General features: G+C 73.7%; 14 protein-coding genes. 6 read left to right on the top strand and 8 right to left on the bottom strand.

Annotated elements, in window-relative coordinates:
* Positions 1–10: 10 nt before the first annotated feature.
* Both DDJ31_RS34620 and DDJ31_RS34615 read left to right on the top strand, forming a co-directional pair.
* Positions 11–850, top strand: a complete 840-nt coding sequence (locus DDJ31_RS34620) for a helix-turn-helix transcriptional regulator (RefSeq protein WP_127176464.1) — start codon at positions 11–13, stop codon at positions 848–850.
* A gap of 64 nt (positions 851–914) precedes the next feature.
* Positions 915–1,586, top strand: a complete 672-nt coding sequence (locus tag DDJ31_RS34615) for a TetR/AcrR family transcriptional regulator (protein ID WP_127176465.1) — start codon at positions 915–917, stop codon at positions 1,584–1,586.
* Positions 1,587–1,659: 73 nt separating this feature from the next.
* On the opposite strand, the gene DDJ31_RS34610 is transcribed toward DDJ31_RS34615, so the two are convergent.
* From DDJ31_RS34610 to DDJ31_RS34600, 3 genes are all read right to left on the bottom strand, one after another.
* Positions 1,660–2,931: an MFS transporter gene (locus tag DDJ31_RS34610; RefSeq protein ID WP_164784835.1), complete on the bottom strand. Its 1,272-nt coding sequence runs from the start codon at positions 2,929–2,931 to the stop codon at positions 1,660–1,662.
* A 78-nt stretch (positions 2,932–3,009) separates the two neighbouring features.
* Positions 3,010–3,594, bottom strand: coding sequence for a PadR family transcriptional regulator (locus tag DDJ31_RS34605; protein ID WP_127176467.1), 585 nt, complete (start codon positions 3,592–3,594; stop codon positions 3,010–3,012).
* Between the two features lie 27 nt (positions 3,595–3,621).
* On the bottom strand, positions 3,622–4,740 hold the full coding sequence (locus DDJ31_RS34600) for a protein kinase family protein (RefSeq protein WP_240677975.1): 1,119 nt from the start codon (positions 4,738–4,740) through the stop codon (positions 3,622–3,624).
* A 70-nt stretch (positions 4,741–4,810) separates the two neighbouring features.
* Here DDJ31_RS34600 and DDJ31_RS34595 point away from each other — a divergent pair, with 70 nt between their 5' ends.
* The gene (locus DDJ31_RS34595) at positions 4,811–6,982 is read left to right on the top strand and encodes a TerD family protein (RefSeq protein WP_127176468.1); all 2,172 of its coding nucleotides are present in this window, start codon (positions 4,811–4,813) and stop codon (positions 6,980–6,982) included.
* 120 nt (positions 6,983–7,102) lie between these two features.
* Here the strand turns inward: DDJ31_RS34595 and DDJ31_RS34590 are convergent, their stop codons facing one another.
* The 5 genes from DDJ31_RS34590 to DDJ31_RS34570 form a co-directional block, all read right to left on the bottom strand.
* Entirely contained in the window at positions 7,103–7,969 is an 867-nt protein-coding gene (locus DDJ31_RS34590; protein WP_240677976.1) for a fructosamine kinase family protein, read from the bottom strand.
* A 10-nt stretch (positions 7,970–7,979) separates the two neighbouring features.
* Positions 7,980–8,510 (bottom strand): NUDIX domain-containing protein, encoded by a 531-nt coding sequence (locus DDJ31_RS34585; RefSeq protein WP_127176469.1) that lies wholly within the window; start codon positions 8,508–8,510, stop codon positions 7,980–7,982.
* Between the two features lie 395 nt (positions 8,511–8,905).
* The gene (locus DDJ31_RS34580; RefSeq protein WP_127176470.1) at positions 8,906–10,219 is read right to left on the bottom strand and encodes an acyltransferase family protein; all 1,314 of its coding nucleotides are present in this window, start codon (positions 10,217–10,219) and stop codon (positions 8,906–8,908) included.
* Between the two features lie 120 nt (positions 10,220–10,339).
* Positions 10,340–11,068: a hypothetical protein gene (locus tag DDJ31_RS34575; protein WP_164784836.1), complete on the bottom strand. Its 729-nt coding sequence runs from the start codon at positions 11,066–11,068 to the stop codon at positions 10,340–10,342.
* A 108-nt stretch (positions 11,069–11,176) separates the two neighbouring features.
* The gene (locus tag DDJ31_RS34570; protein ID WP_431026691.1) at positions 11,177–12,568 is read right to left on the bottom strand and encodes an AbfB domain-containing protein; all 1,392 of its coding nucleotides are present in this window, start codon (positions 12,566–12,568) and stop codon (positions 11,177–11,179) included.
* Between the two features lie 337 nt (positions 12,569–12,905).
* On the opposite strand from DDJ31_RS34570, the gene DDJ31_RS34565 reads away from it, so the two are divergent.
* From DDJ31_RS34565 to DDJ31_RS34555, 3 genes are all read left to right on the top strand, one after another.
* Positions 12,906–13,124 (top strand): hypothetical protein, encoded by a 219-nt coding sequence (locus DDJ31_RS34565; protein WP_240677977.1) that lies wholly within the window; start codon positions 12,906–12,908, stop codon positions 13,122–13,124.
* Positions 13,125–13,269: 145 nt separating this feature from the next.
* A complete protein-coding gene (locus tag DDJ31_RS34560; protein WP_127176473.1) occupies positions 13,270–14,751 on the top strand; it encodes a flotillin family protein in 1,482 nt (493 codons plus the stop codon).
* Positions 14,752–14,800: 49 nt separating this feature from the next.
* A complete protein-coding gene (locus DDJ31_RS34555; RefSeq protein WP_127176474.1) occupies positions 14,801–15,247 on the top strand; it encodes a type II toxin-antitoxin system PemK/MazF family toxin in 447 nt (148 codons plus the stop codon).
* Positions 15,248–15,285 lie beyond the last annotated feature (38 nt).

Raw genomic sequence — 15,285 nt, 5'->3', positions numbered from 1 at the left:
CACTGGGGGCATGACCGTCACGGAGCTTGGGCAGGCGCTGCGCCGCTGGCGCGACCGGGTCGAGCCGGCGTCGGCCGGGCTCCCGGCCGGGGGGCGCCGGCGCGCGGCCGGGCTGCGGCGCGAGGAGCTGGCGCTGCTCGCGGGCATCTCCGTCGACTACGTCACCCGCCTCGAACAGGGCCGGGCGGCCCACCCGTCCGGGCAGGTCGTGGAGGCCCTGGCGCGGGCGCTGCGGCTGTCGGGGGACGAGCGGGCGCTGCTGTTCCGGCTGGCCGGCCTGGTGCCACCGGGTCCCGAGCGGGTACCGGCGTACCTCACCCCGAGCGTGCAGCGGCTGCTCGACCGGCTGGTGAACGTGCCGGTGGGGGTGTACGACGCGGGGTTGACGCTGCTGCTGGCCAACCCGATGTACGCGGCGCTGATGGGCGACCCGTCCGGCTGGAGCGGCTTCGAGCGCAACAGCGTCTGGCGCGCCTTCCTGGGACCCGGCGGCCGGGTCAGGCACACCCCGGACGAGCTGCGGGACTTCCGCACGGGACTGGTGTCGCAGCTGCGTGCGGCCACCGCGCGCTATCCGGCCGACCCCGAACTGCGGCGCCTGGTAGCGGAGTTGCGCTCGCACAGCCCGCTGTTCGCCGGGCTGTGGGAGGAGGGCACGGTGGTGCGGAACGAGGGTGCGCGCAAGACCGTCGACCATCCGCACGTGGGTGCGCTGACCCTGGACTGCGACATCCTCCACGTCACCGGCAACGATCTGACGCTGCTGATCTACACGGCCGAGCCGGGCACCGAGGACGCGGAGCGGCTCGACCTGCTGGCTGTCCTCGGCACCCAGTCCCTGGTGGGGTGACCGGGGGGCCGTCCGCGCCCGCGCCGGACCCCGGTCGCCGTTGACGGACCGTACTGTTCTCCCCATGGCATCGATGTCGGAGCAGCCTCCGCACACCCCCGCCGAGGAGCCCGCCTGGAAGCGGCGCGCCGTCGAACGGTCCACGCAGGCGGCCAAGCGCCGGGCCGAGGAGCGGGTGGACCGGTTCCTGGACGCGGCGCGGGCGGTGGTCGCGGAGAAGGGCACGACCGACTTCACCGTGCAGGAGGTCGTCGACCGGTCGCGTCAGTCGCTGCGGAGCTTCTACCAACACTTCGACGGCAAGCACGAGTTGCTGCTCGCCCTCTTCGAGGACGCGATGGCCACGACCGCCGTGCGGCTGCGTACCGCCGCCGCGGGGCAGCACGATCCGCGGGAGCGACTCCGGTGCGTGGTGCGGGAGTTGTTCGAGAGCGTCCGGCCCTCCCCGGCCGGGGCCCGGCGTCCGCTGTTCGCCGACTTCGCGCCCCGGCTGCTGGTGTCGCACCCGCGCGCGACGGGGGCGGCCGTCGCGCCGGTGGTCGCGGTGTTCGCCGCGCTGACGGCGGAGCTGGAGCCAACGGGCTTGCTGCGTACGGGAGTCGACCCGCGCCGGGTCGCGGAGCTGACCGTCAGGACCGTGCTGTTCGCCGCCCAGCCCGGCGGCCGGGACGGGGAGGCCCCGCTCACGGCCGACGAGGTCTGGGACTTCTGCGCCCACGGACTCCTGCGCGGGTAGCGGACGGGACGCGCGCCTCCGAGTGCCAGGGGGCAGAGCCTCGGGCAGCCCCTGGCGCCCTGCGGGCCGTCGGTCAGGACACCTCCGGTTCGGGGCCCGCCGTGGCCGCGACCGGTGTCTTCGCCGCCACCTCACGGTCGGTGAGCGAGCGGACCTCGGGTGCCAGGAGGGCCCCCGCCGTGGCCAGGACGACGAGGAGGGCGCAGCCCGCGAGGGCGTTGTCGAGGCCGATGCCTGCGGCGACGGGACCGGCGAGCAGCAGCCCGAGCGGCGCGAAGGCGAGGGAGCCGAACAGGTCGTAGGAGCTGACCCGGGAGAGCGCCTCCTCGGGGATCTCCCGTTGGATGGTGGTCGACCACAGGACGCCGAAGACGTCTCCCGCGACCCCCGCGAAGAACATCGCCACCACGATCGTCCAGATCGGGGCCGACGCGGCGAGCAGCGCGATGGGCGCGGCGGCCGGGAAGGTGGCGAGCACCGCCACCAGGATCGGGCGGCGGACCCGCACCCGGGCGGCCAGGCCCGCGCCCGCGACGGTGCCGACCGCCTGCGCGGCCACGATCAGCGACCAGGTCCTGGCGCCGCCCAGTTCACGGTGGGCGACCAGCGGTCCCAGCACGCCGACGTTGGCGTTGACGGCGGCGACCACGATCGCGTACTGGGCGACGACCGCCCACAGCCACTGCCGGGAGGAGAACTCCCGCCAGCCCTCCTTGAGATCGGCCCATCCCGTGGACGTTCTCGCGGTGCGCACGAAGCGCGGCAGCCGGAACGTGAGGACGGCGCTCACCACGAACGACGCCGCGTTCAGGGCCAGCGCCCAGCCCGCGCCGATCCAGGCGACGGTGATCCCGGAGAGGGCGAGGCCCAGCAGCAGCGAGGAGTTGGTGCCCATCCGCAGCAGCCCGTTGGCGCGCTGCAACCGGTCGGCGGGTACCAGCAGCGGGACCAGGCCCTCCATCGCCGGGAGGAACAGCGCGCTCGCCGCCCCGGCCGCGAAGGCCAGCGAACAGAGCAGGTACAGGGGGGCGTGACCGGTGAACACCAGGACCGCGAGGCCCGTGTAGGCGGCGGCGCCCAGCACGTCGGACACCACCATGAGGCGCGAGCGCGACACCCGGTCCGCGATGACCCCTCCGACGAGGATGAACACCAGCTGCGGCACGGCCTGACACGCCAGGACGAGGGAGAGCCTGCCGGGGCCCGCGCCGGGCAGTTCGAGGACCGCGAAGCCCAGGGCGATCCGGGCGAATCCGCTGCCCAGGATCGAGATCGTCCGGGCGGAGGCGAGGAGGAGAAAGGGTTTGTCGCGCCAGAGTTCGGTGGTGTTCGAGGAGAAGGTCACGGCGCCGCACTCTAGGGGGCCGCACCCGCCCGCGCATCGGCTATCGGCCAGCCGCCAGGAACGGAGTGTCGCACCAGCTCACGGTGGGCCGGGCGCGGCGCCGTCGGCGGCGTGCCGCAAGTCCAGCCTTTTCAGCACGCTCTCCCCCCACTGGAGGTTGGCCCGCTCCAGTGCCATGCCGCCGAGCAATGTGAGAAAGGGGCCGACACGGTCGGCTCCGGTGAGGTAGGTGTCCTCGTCGCGGCCGTCGAGGAGCCGCTCCCGCATCCGTTCGTAGCGGGCGAGTCTGACGGCGGCCCGCTCCATCCGTTCGACGACGGCTGCGCGGACCGGCGCCGGGTCGCCGATGTCGACGCACTGCACCTTGACCATCAGCTCGTCCCGGATGGCCGGCGGCTTGGAGGGCGCCTCCTCGACGTACCCGCGAAGGGCCGCGAGGCCCGCCTCGGTCAGCGAGAACAGCCGCTTGTTGGGGCGCCGTTGCTGGGTCACCACGCGGGCCGCGACCAGCCCGTCGCCCTCCATGCGTTCCAGTTCGCGGTAGATCTGCTGCGGGGTGGCCATCCAGAAGTTGGCGACGGAGGCCGCGAAGCCCTTGGCGAGGTCGTACCCGGACGCCTCACCGTCCAGAAGCGCGGCCATCACCGCGTTGCGCAGAGCCACGGGCTCACGGTACACCGCGTTGAGTAATCAACGAGTGGACGAGGTCGACGGCCCCTGGTCCCGGCGCGGTCCGGGCTCGGTGTCCGGCTCGGGGTCCGTGTCCGGCTCGGGTGCGGACAGGGAGCGTCGCAGCGCGGCGCCGGGGAACGGGGTGCGTCTGCCGCGGGTGAGCAGGCGGTGGGCGAACGCGTCGAAGAGCAGGGCGGTCGCGGCGTGCCGGTCGACGATCCCGGCGAGGTCGGCGGGCACGTCGTCGGGCCGTCGGCCCTCGGTCCAGGCCCGCAGGAAGGCACCGAGGTCCCGGCCGCCGCGCACCCGGTCGAGGACATGGTGGCGGAGCAGATGGGTGAGGCTGTGGCTACGGTCGTACACCAGGTGCTCGGCGTGAAACTCCCTTTCGTTCGCGGTGAGTTCGAAGCGGGAGTCGAGGGCGAGGCCGAGGTCGGCGAAGTAGAGACGGCGGCCGTCGGTCAGCAGGTTGGCGAAGTGCGCGTCGAAGTGGACGAAGCCGCGCCCGCTCATGAACGCGGTACCCCGGAGCAGTTCGCGTTCCGCCCAGGTGCGGGAGACGGCGTCCGCGGCGAGCCGGTCGGCGAGGGTGTGCGGCACGAACTCCAGGAACAGGACCAGGCTCGCGCGGGCCCCGGCGACGGCCTCCAGGCGCCGCCGTACCGCGGGCGAGCCCTCCCAGTGCGCGACCGCCCCGTCGATCCCGCCCAGGAAGTCGACGAACCCGGTCGGCGGACCGTCGGGCAGCACCCGCCAGTGATGCAGCAGCGGGAAGCCCTGGTAGGCGCCGCTCAGCACCCACGCGGTGGTCGTGAGATGGGCGGCCACCTCACGCCAGGCGCCGAAGCCCGACGAGCCGATGCCGTACTGGTAGTGCGGGGGCAGCCCGAAGAGGTTGGCCGTCGAACGGACGTGTTCCGGGCGCCGTTCGAGGTCGGTCAGGGGGACGCGTTTGATGAAGACCCGGACGCCCGCCACCTCCAGCGTGGCCGCCCGGCCGCCGATGCCGGTGCCCAGGGCGGGCGCGCGGGACACGAGGTCGGCGAGCCGGTGGTCGTCGAGCCGGGCGAGCGCCGCGCCCGCCCGGGTGTGGGCCGCCAGCCGGGCGGGATCGCACGGTGCGGTGCTCTGCGGCATCGGGACGCTCCTCGACCGGCGCGGGAAAACCCGGGTGCGGGTGCTCCCGTGGCCCTGCGATCATGCCGGAATGTCCCAGCGCCTCGCACAGTTGGTCGTCCGGCACACCCTCCGACTCCCCCGCCCCGCCGGTTCCCCCGGCCAAGGGGCGGTCGCGGCACGGCAGTTCGACGCCGCCCTGATGGCGGCCGGGTTCAAGCTCTCCGCTGAGCTGCTGGAGTCGCTGTCCGGCCTGTCCGAGGCGGCGGTCGTCCACACGGCGGTCCGCACCCTGCGCACGGTCAGGGAGATGGCCGGCGACCACGTCCGGCACAACGCCTACTTCGTCGACTTCCCCGCGAACGTGCCGGACACCCTCGACTTCTGGCGGGAGTGCGTCATCGAGGCGCTCGCCGACCCGGCGGCCCGCGAGCGCACCCTCGACCGGCTGAGCATCGGCGTGGTGAACCTGCTGACGCTCCCCTCGTACGGCCGCTACCCGCACACGTACACCGAACTGCTGGCCGCGCACGACGAGTTGATCGCGGCGGCGGGCGACCGGGTGACCGTGCTGCATCTCGGCGGCCCGGCCGAGGAGGAGATCCGCGCGCTGTACCTGGCGCTCGCCGGCAGCCGCACACCGCTCGGCGATGACGTGCTGCCCGACCTGAGGGCGCTCGCCGCGCACTGCGTGGACGGCCCGCAGCCCGCGGCGATCCCGGTCAGGGAGAACCGGGCACTGGTGAACGAGGCCCGGCTGACGGCGGGCGCGCCGCTGCTCCTGGACACCGTCACCGACGTGCTGCGGCTGGCCCGCGCGCTGTCCGGCGGCACGGTGACCCTCCAGGAGCCCACCCGCTTCACCACGTTGCCGCGCCCGGTGCGGCGCGCGCTGCTCGCGGGCCTCGACTCCGTGGTGGCGGCGTCCCCCGCCAAGCTGGCCGACGTGCACGCGCACCGCGAGCAGTGGAAGCGGCTCGGTGAGCGGCTGCACCCGCACGAGTACCCGCGGTGGCCGCACGCGGCCGACGTGTTCGCCGTCGCCCGCGGCGACCTGGAGGCGCGGACGTTCGACAGCCGCGTCGAGGAACTCCTCGCCGCCGACGACGTCGTGGGGGCCGCGCGGCTGCTGGAGTCGGCGCCCGGACGGCTGCTGCGCTCCCTCGACCGGCTGCTGCGGACGGCCGGCACACCGCGGGAGCGGGACGCCGTGGCGGCCGCGGCCGAGGAGGCCGCGCCGCGGGTCGCCGGGCGGGTGGTGCTCGCGGTGCGCGAGCACCTGCACAACCGGCCCGCGGCGAGCGGCAAGCGCCGGGTGTTCGTCAACCGGGCGGGCCGCGCCTGGGTCGCCTCCGACAGCCGGCGGCGGCTGCCCGCACCGGAGCGCGAGCGGCTGCTCGCCGCCTTCGACGCCGAGATCGGCCGCCGACTCCCCACCCCGGAGCGGCTGTTGGTCGATCCGGACGTCCTGGGCGTGGCGCTGCCGCTCAGCGGAAGAGCGACGACGGCCGGGCTCGGCGTGCTGCCGCGCGGTTCGGTGACCCGGGTGGACGGCGAGCTGCTGCGGTTCTTCGTGTACTGGAAGGAGGCGTGCCGGACCACCGACTTCGATCTGTCGGCGATCCTTCTCGACGGCTCGTACAGGACGGTTTCCTGGCTGTCGTACACGGCGCTGTCGTCGCTCGACGGCGAGCACTCCGGTGACATCACCAGCGCTCCCGAGGGCGCGTCGGAGTTCATCAACCTCCGCCTGGGCAAGGCTCGTTGCACGTTCATCGTGCCGCAGGTCGACATCTTCGCGGGCGAGGGCTTCGACGAGGTGGAGGAGTCCTTCTTCGGCTTCATGCTGCGCGACGGCGAGCAGCGGGGCCGGCCGTTCGAGCCGCGCACCGTCCGTATGAAGTCGGAGCTGCGCGGCCCCGGCAAGGTCGCCCTGCCGCTGGTGTTCCGGCGTGAGCGCGACGGCCGGTGGACGGCGCTCTGGCTGCACCTGTACCTGCGGGGGATGCCGTCGGCCAACCGGGTCGAGGCGAACAAGGTCACGGTCGAGAACCTGCTTCGGCCCCTCGTGGAGCGCCGTCCGCTGACCGTCGGGTACCTCGTCGACCTGATGGCGGCGCGCGGTGCGACGGTGACGGAACTGGACGGCGGGGCGCTGCCGGACGGGCCCGTGACGTACCTCGGCCTGGCGCGTCCCGAGGGGCTGCACCCGGACTCCGTCGTCATCACGCCGGAAAATCTGCGCGACATCATCCCGGCCTGACTGTTAGGTTCTCCACAGGCGAGGCCATGAACGGACTTCCTTCTCAGACTCTTACTGAAATCAGCTCGTTCGCTTTCCTCGCCGCCCTCGTGAAGGACCCGCCGCGGGCGGCCGGCGGGACTACCGCGCCAGCGCCGTCCTGGCCACCGCCACGGCCTGTTCGGCGAAGCCCCTGCCGAAGAGCACGGCGTGCACCAGCAGCGGGAAGAGCTGGTGCAGCCCGACCCGTTCCTCCCAGCCGTCGGCGAGCGGCGCCGCGGCCCGGTAGCCGTCGAGGACGCCGTCGAGGAAGGGGCAGCCGAAGAGGCTGAGCATCGCCAGATCGGTCTCCCGGTGTCCGCCGTGCGCGGCCGGGTCGATCAGCCAGGCGGTGCCCTCGCGGCCCCAGACGACGTTGCCGTGCCACAGGTCGCCGTGCAGCCGGGCGGGCGGCTCGGCCGGCCCGGCCAGTTCGGGCAGCCGCTCGCAGACCCGCTCCACGTCGGCGGACTCGGCGGGCAGGACGACACCGCCGTCGACGGCCGTCCGCAGATAGGGCAGGACGCGCTGCTCGGCGTACCAGCGCGGCCAGTTGTCCCCCGGGATGTTGCGCATCGGGGCGAGCCCGATGTAGGCGTCCACGGGCCCGCCGGGCGGCGGGGCGCCGAACTCCGGTGCGCCCGAGGCGTGCAGGGCGGCCAGGTCCCGTCCGAAGCGGTGCGCGGAGTGGGTCGTCGGGCGTCCGGTCGCCACCAGTTCGGTGACCAGCCAGCGCGGGTCGTCGCCGTGCACGAGCGGCACGCGGACCGTGGCGCTGTCGGCCAGCCAGCGCAGCCCCGCCGCCTCGGCCCGGACGGCGTCGGGCGCGTCCGCGCGTTTGACCATCACCGACCGCCCGTCGTCCAGGCGTACTTCGGCGAGCAGGTCGGAGTGCCGGTGGGTCGCGCCGACCCCGCGGCCGGTGATCCGCGCGGCGGCCTCGGCGGGCCCTTCGTCACAGTCGTCCACGGCGATCACCCTAGGACCGCCCCGCCGACCGGGCCGCCGCGAGCCGGACCGCGCGGTCGGTCATGCGGGGCCTGTCCTCGGCGAACCACCCCGTCCACGGCAGGTCGAGGGGCCACCACCGGGCCGGCTGGCCCGCCTCGGGCCGCAGCGGAATCACCCGATCGAGGACGGCCACGAAGGACACGCTCATGACGGGCTGCCCCTCGGGCCGGTACACGCGCAGGGTGGCGGCGGCGGGCGCTGCGAGCAACTCGGCCCGCAGACCGGTCTCTTCGGCCAGCTCGCGCAGCGCGGCCTCCCGGAGTGTCTCGCCGTCCTCCACCTGGCCGCCCGGCGGGACCCAGCCGCGCACGCGGTGCCTCACCAGCACCACCTGGGTCAGCGACGGGTCGAAGACCCACACCTCGCAGCCCAACGGCCCCTCGCGGGCCGCTCCGGGCGCCCCGAGCCACGCGAGGGCGGCGTCGCGGCCGTGCTCCGCGCGCCGGACTTCGAGGAACGCGGCGTCGAGGGTGCGGGGTCCGATCGGTAGGCGAGGCATACGGCGGACCGTACGCCGGGGCACTGACAACGAGCGTTCGGGCGGGCCGACAGGGCACCGCACCTCGGCGCCGCCTGATCCGGACGACAGACCCTGACGCCCGAGGAGCACCTACGGCGCCGTGCGTCGGCCCAGGACCCGGACTCGGACTCGGACTCCGGTCTGGTCCCGGAGCTGGGCGAGCCGCTGCCCACGCCGGAGGAGGACGGCTTCGACGGAGAGGACGGGGCGGCGCTCCACCGCATCCTCTCCGTCAGCTACGCCCTCGACCCGCTGGGCACCCCGCTCCCCCACCCGGTGCGCGGGGGAGGAACCCGGGTGCCGGCCGCGCGGGGTCCACCGCCCGGAGCCGGCCCGTACCGGTCTCGGTCCGTCGCCCCGGTGAACTCCCGTGCTCAGGCCGCCTCTTCGAGCGCGGACGGGGCCGGGCGCCCGGCGGGCGGTGCTCCGCGCCTGCGGTGCAGCAGCACCAGCGCCGTGCCCGCCGCGAGGCCCAGCGCGGGCAGGGCGGGGAACCGGCCGTCCTCGGCGAACCCGTGGGCGGCGAAGCGGGTCAGCACGACGGCGCTCACGGCGAGTCCCGGCCAGAGCAGCCAGGGCCGGCAGCGGGCGCCGTCGGGCCTGGCCTGCTCGTAGCGGTCGACGAGCGCGCCCTCCACCGGCCGCACCACGGCCGTGACCGCCGCCAGGAGGACGGCGAGCAGCAGCAGCCACGGCACCCGCAGCGCCCACCAGGCGGCGGAGCCCACCGCGGGTTCGGGGGCGAGGCCGGGCAGGTAGAGGGCCGCGGCGACGACGAGGACGGGCAGCATGTGCCAGAGGTAGAGGGTCATGCTGACCCCGCCGACCGGGCCCACCAGGCGCCGGACGCCGTCGGGTGCGAGCAGGCGGCGCAGGCCGGGGACGGCGAGCAGGCAGAGGCCGCACTGCGCGAGGACCCAGGCGAGCATCGCCACCGAGGGCGGATCGGTGTTGGAGACGGGCTCGCCTGTCACCAGGATCAGGCTGAGCGGGAACGGGCCGAGCGCGACCAGCGCCGCGAAGGCCGCGCCGCCGCCCAGCGCGAGGGCCAGGGGGCGGTGGCCGTCGAGCCTGCCGTCGCGCCAGCAGAAGCCGAGTTGGTAGGCGACGGCCCAGACGAGGAGGTGGTTGAGGAGTCCGAGACGGGGCAGGTCGGCGGTCAGGGAGAGGGTGCCGACGGCCACGGCGAGCGCCCCGAGCGTGGCGGGGACCGCGAGACCCCAGCGCGCGTGCGCCCCGTACAGGACCGGCGTCAGGGCGCTGACCAGCAGATACACCGGCAGGAACCAGAACTGCATGGCCATCGCCCAGCCGACGAGGGCGAGGGTGTCCGAGTCGACGCCGAGCGCGGCGCTCACCGCGACGGCGAGCAGCACGGGGGCGCTGTACGCGGCGGTCGGCAGCAGCAGCCGGACGGCGCGGCGGCCCACCCAGCCGGTGACGGTGGCGCCGCCGGCCCGCGCCCGGTCCCAGGAGCCGCCGGCCGCGTGGCCGCCCGCGAGGAAGAACAGCGGCATGATCTGGAACAGCGGGGTCAGCCACCGCGTCCAGGGGACGTCGGCGAGGAGTTCGGGGGCGGTGATCCCGCCGTCGGAGCCGTGTCGCAGGGCGGTGATCAGCCAGTGGCCCGCCACGACCGAGACGATCGCCCACGCACGCAGGAAGTCGACACAGCGGTCTCTCGTCATACGCGGTGATGCTGCCGCGTCCGGCCGCACCCGGACGGTGGAGCGTCCGGCCCGCAACCGATCCGTGGCCGGTACGAGATCCTCCCGCCCGGCGGACGCCGAGAGCCGCCGGGGCGCGGGTCAGCCGGGGCTGTCGCTTCCGGCCGGTGGGTCGAGGGTGAAGACCGTCAGCCAGTCGGCGCCGTCCGCGTGGTAGCCGAGGCCGGTGAGCGCGGTGGCGGCGGCGCGCATGTGCGCGGCGCCGTACAGGACGCCGACGGTGCGGGGGCCGGTCGCGGTGTGGTGCAGCCGGGTCAGCGCCTCGGTCAGCAGCCGGTCGCGGCGGCCGAGGACCCGGTCGTCGTCGTTTTGCGGGGCGTCCTGGGCCCGTCCCTCGGTCCGGCTCAGGAGGTCTTCGGTGGTGAGGTGGCGGGCGAGGTAGCGCCGGGTGCCGAACAGCCGCATGCCGGCCAGGACGGCGGGCACCAGCGCGGCCAGCGTGACGCGTTCCCTCAACGGCGGTTCCCGGTGGCCGCGTTGAGGCTCCTGACCGTTCAGGTCGGGGTGGATCACGGGCACGCCGAGGGTGCGCGGATCGATGTCCTGGACGACGAGGCCGAGCCTTTCACGGCCGTCGAGCCGGGCGTAGGAGGCGACGAGCGCGTCGGCGGCCGGGGCGGCGTCGCCGCTGCCCTCCGCGACCACCAGGTCGCAGTCGCGCCGCAGGCGTGCGGTGACCTCGCGGTAGAACGCGGGCTCGGCGAGATGGATCATCGGACAGAGCAGGAACCGCACCCGCGAGTCCGGCCGCCAAAACCGTGTGACGGCCGAGCGCACCCCGGCCGCTTCGGTCACCTCGATGAACTGCATCCGACCCCCGCCGTCCGTCCCTGCGGGATGAATGCCCAACTGACGGCTCCCCAGGCGCGTTTCGGCGCGGTACCCGCGCACGCCGGTGCCGGCCCCCGTCCGTCGGGCTCACGCCCAGGCGGTCGTCACCTTGAACGAGCTGTCCTGCCGGAAGGTGTCGGTGCCGTCAGAACGGTCCACGCGGAGCTGGTAGTTGTAGTGGCGCAGGTAGGAGCCGGGGTAGTTGTACGACTCGAACCTGACCGAGCCGGTGGCCGATCCGGTGCGGGCGACGAACGTCGCGTCCTTGGCGAACGTCGACGTGCCGTCGTCGGCGTCGAAGCGGCCCCGGAAGTCCCAGTGGCGCAGATAGGCGCCGGACGGGGCGACGAACGAGAAGCCGCCCGGGTCGGCCAGCCCCGCGACGACCGTGAAGACGGACGCCTGCTTCTCGGCGGCGGTGCTGGACGCCGTCACCACGGGGAGGTTGAGCAGCCCGGACTGCGCCTGCCAGTAGCGGGTGGGGTAGTTGACGGACTGGAGGGACCCCTTGACGTTCTTGGTGACGGCCGGTCCGCCGGACACCGTCTCCTTGATGACGGTGAAGTGCCGTGCCGTACCGGAGAGGACGGGCAGGGCCTTCGGGGCGCTCCAGGTGGCGAAGGTGTCGTAGCTGTCGCTGTAGTAGTAGGAGCCGTCGCCGTAGCCGTCGAAGAAGATCCGCCAGGCGCCGTTGTCGAGCTGGATGACGGACGGGCCCTCGCGGTAGCTGCCCCAGCCGGCCCAGTCGCCGGTCCGCGACAGGGTGTAGGGGCCGGTCGCGCGGCTCGCGGTGGCGTACTCGATGTACTTGGTCGTCTCGTTCTTGGTGAACGCGTGGTAGGTCGAGCCGGTCCTCACGAGGTAGGTGTCGATGTGGTTGGCGCCGATGCCGGACAGGGCGACCGGTGAACTCCACGCGGTGAGGGCCGGGTCGGCGGCCTTCAGCAGATACGGCGTGAAGATCCACTCGTCGCTGGTGACCGAGCAGGAGACGACGACGCCGACGCTGCCGTCGCTGTCGACGAACCACTCCGGCGCCCAGGCCCGGGAGAGGCCGCTGATCGGCACCGGATGGTCGTACAGCCAGGTCCAGTTGAGCCGGTCGGCGCTGCGGGCGAAGCCGATGGTGGTGCTCACGTCCTGCCAGGTGTGCGTGGTGTAGGTGACGTAGTAGAAGCCGTCGGTGTGCTTGAGGACGCTGGCGTCCCTGATCCTGTTGCTCGGCGGCCGGTACGCGGAGGACTTGAGCAGCCGGAAGTCGGTGGCGTCGTCGGACTGGTAGACGTTCACCGTGCCGTCGTCGCTGTTGAGGAACGGCACGATGGTGTACCGGGTGGCGGAGCCGCTCGGCGGCGCGGCGGCGCGGGCGGTGCCGAGGAGTCCTGGCGCCTCGCCCAGGACGAGCGCCGAGGCGGGCAGGGCGGCCAGCGCGCGCAGCAGGGCGCGGCGGGACGGCGGTGCGGAGCGGGGCAGGGTCACGGGCGGCTCTCCCTTGGACACATGCGTGATCTGGACACGTGCGTGATCTGAACACGTGCGTGATCTGAACACGTGCGTGATCGCGTGCGGCTTCGTCGTGGGGTGCGGGGGTCGCGGGGGTGCGGGGGGTCGCGCGGGGGTGTCATGGGGTGCGGGGGTCGCGGGGTGCGGGGGGCTCGTTGTTCGTCGTCCGGTGTTCGAGATGACGAACTCGGTTCGGGAAGTCGGTCAGAAGGTAGGCGTGGGGTGCGGGGTCGTCAATGGTTTGGACATGACAGGCGCAGTGCCGTGGGAACGGTGCGGTGTCGGGCGTCCGCGCTGCCCTTACCCTGTGGCCATGGGCGACGCGTCGATGGTGGGGCTGATGGGGCGGGTCACCGGCACGGTGGGTCCCGGGCTCGTCGGTGAGGTGATCGTCCGGGTGCGGGGCGGGGCCGAGCACTTCCTCGCGTACCCGGCCCAGGGCGCCGAGCGGATCGAGTCGGGCACCGTGGTCATGGTGGTGGAGTACCTGCCCCCGCGGACCGTCTACGTCTCGCCCGCGTACGACAGTTGAGCCCTCGTCCGCCCAGGTGAGGCGGACAGCAAGGGACTTCCGCGTCAAGATTGCGACAAGGGTCGGCCGGTGCCTTCTCCCCGGCCCCGCGCGGGAGCACACTCCCTTCGTTCGGTGCCGGAAGGGCACCAGGCAAAGGGGGCGTATGCCGATGTTTGTCGGCGTCGTAGCGGGCGCGGCGGTTGCCGCCGTCGCCTTTCTGATCGGTCTGTTCAAGATGATGTGGCGGGTCGCGGAGCCGAACGAGGCGCTGATCATCTCCGGTTCCAAGCACCGCACCGAGGGTCTTGAGGAGGGGATGGGGTTCCGCATCGTCACCGGGCGCGGCACGATGGTGCTGCCGGGCGTGCAGGCGGTGCGCAAGCTGTCGCTGGACCTGAACGAGACCGAGTTGCACGTGGACTGCGTGACCCACCAGGGCATTCCGCTCAAGGTGCGGGGCGTGGTCATCTTCAAGGTCGGCGACGACTTCGTGTCGATCGCCAACGCGGGCCGCCGCTTCCTCGACCAGCAGCGGCTGATGTCGGAGCGGGTGCACAACGTGTTCGCCGGTCATCTGCGGTCCATCGTGGGCGGGTTGACCGTTGAGGACATGATCCGCGACCGGGAGAAGCTGACCGGGCAGACGCGGGCCGCGTGCGGCACCGAGATGGAGAAACTGGGGCTGATCGTCGACTCGTTGCAGATCCACGAGATCGAGGACCCGACCGGGTACATCCAGAACCTGGCGATGCCGCACGCGGCGGCCGTCCAGCGGGACGCGCGGATCGCGCAGGCGGAGGCGAACCGGCTCGCCACCGAGGCGGAGCAGCAGTCGTTCGCGCGGATGGCGGAGGCCACCCGGGACAGCGAGATCCTCCAGGCCGGTTACCAGGCCGAGCGCGACCACGCGGCGGCGAAGGCGCGGCAGGCCGGGCCGCTCGCCGACGCCGGGGCCAGGCAGGAGGTCGTCGTCCAGGAGACACGGGTCGCCGAACTGGAGGCGCAGCGCCGGGAGCAGCAGCTCCAGGTGGATGTCCGCAAGCCGGCCGACGCGCAGGCCTACGAGAAGCGCACGCTGGCCGAGGCCGACCGGGACGCGCGGATCTCGGCGGCGGAGGCGAGGGCCCGGGAGACCGAACTGGCCGCGGCCGCCGAGGCGACGCGGGTCAAACAGGCCGCGAGTGCCGAGGCGGAGGCCACCAGGACGCGGGGCGAGGCCGGCGCGTCGGCGACCCGGGCCACCGGTGAGGCGGAGGCCGCGGCCGCGCAGGCGAAGGGGCTCGCCAACGCCGAGGCGACGAGAGCCAGGGGCCTCGCGGAGGCGGAGGCCATCAAGGCGCGGGCCGCCGCGCTCGCCGAGAACCAGGAGGCGGTGGTCGCCCAGCAACTCGCCGAGAACTGGCCGGAGATCGTGCGGGCCGGGGCGTCGGCGTTCGGCTCGGTCGACAACATGGTGGTGCTGAACGGGGCCGACGGCGTCTCCGAGCTGCTGGCCAAGGCCCTCACCATGGGCGGCACCGGACTCGGCCTGGCCCGGAAGCTGTTGGCGTCCATGGACCAGAACGAGCCGGTGCCGAACGGGACTTCACCGCTGAACGGGGTCGTCCCGCCGGCGGTGGAGAAGATACCGGTGCGGGAGGACTGACCGCCGGGTGCCTGAACGCGGTCACGGGGGCACCTCATACAGTGCCCCCGTGACTGCGTTTACCGATGAGAACGTCCCGGGCCGTTTCGGCCCCACCGCGACCACCGAGGCCGACCCCCGCGAGGTCGGCCAGGTCCGTACCGAGTACTCCCCCGAACACGACGGCGACCCGGACCCCGGCGAGATCGTCTGGACGTGGGTGCCGTTCGAGGAGAACGACGGGCGGGGCAAGGACCGGCCGGTCCTGGTGGTGGCCAGGGAGCCGGCCGGCACCGTGCTGGCCGTGCAGCTGTCCAGCAAGCGGCACGACGCCGACCACGAGTGGGTGCCGATCGGCTCGGGTCCGTGGGACCGGTCGGGGCGCGACTCGTGGGTGGACGTGGACCGGGTGCTGCGGCTGCACGACGACGGCATGCGCCGGGAGGCGTGCGCCCTGGACCGCGGCCGGTTCAACCTGGTGCGCAACCGGCTGCGGGAGCGCTACGGCTGGAACTGACGCCCGGGAAGGCCCGCTCGACCGCAGGTCCGGACGGT

Source organism: Streptomyces griseoviridis (assembly GCF_005222485.1).
Lineage (GTDB): Bacteria > Actinomycetota > Actinomycetes > Streptomycetales > Streptomycetaceae > Streptomyces > Streptomyces hintoniae.
Note: the sequence above shows the minus strand (reverse complement) of the source record. Positions and strands in the feature narration are given on the sequence as shown.